Source organism: Ensifer sp. CCNWLY38 (assembly GCF_037120565.1).
Lineage (GTDB): Bacteria > Pseudomonadota > Alphaproteobacteria > Rhizobiales > Rhizobiaceae > Ensifer > Ensifer adhaerens_H.
In genome coordinates, this window is sequence record NZ_JBBBBO010000045.1 from 1 (window position 1) to 570 (window position 570).

Annotated in this window: 1 rRNA gene; it reads left to right on the forward strand. The window is 52.6% G+C overall.

Features of this window, described 5'->3' with window-relative positions:
- Nucleotides 1-480: 480 nt before the first annotated feature.
- A 23S ribosomal RNA gene (locus tag V7S54_RS33250) occupies nucleotides 481-570 on the forward strand; the annotation flags it as partial.

Genomic DNA, 570 nt, shown 5'->3' on the forward strand with positions numbered 1-570 from the left:
ATCGGCTTTTTAGCCTGATGCCTGTTCTGATTACATTGTGAAGAGAAGATATGTCTGGAAGCTTCCAGGTGTTTTGAGTGATCTATGATCACTCGGGACGTCCGAGCCCAGCCCCGATGAACCCATGGATGGTCTAGCCGACCGGATGTGGTGGAGGGTCTGGAGGTAGGAAGGAAGCCTTGTCCTAGAGGCATGATCATTGTTTGGGTGCTCGCAAGAGTGCCCTTCTGGTGTTCATGCTGGATTGGTGTTGCCTGACCGCGCATCACCGGACAGATCTCGAGAAGCTGGTCTTAAGATATGGCGCAAGTGAACCGCTCGGCGTGGTTCCAATAAAGCGACCGTATCGAACATGTCGATGGCATCTGACTGGCTCGGTTGTAAAAGGTAACCGGGCTGTTGATTTGGCACCCCTTCGAGCGCAAGCGAGAAGGAAAGGTTTGCCAAATCCAACTAAGGATGAGCATTGGCAATGAGAACGATCAAGTGTCAAAAGGGCATTTGGTGGATGCCTTGGCATGCACAGGCGATGAAGGACGTGATACGCTGCGATAAGCCGTGGGGAGCTGC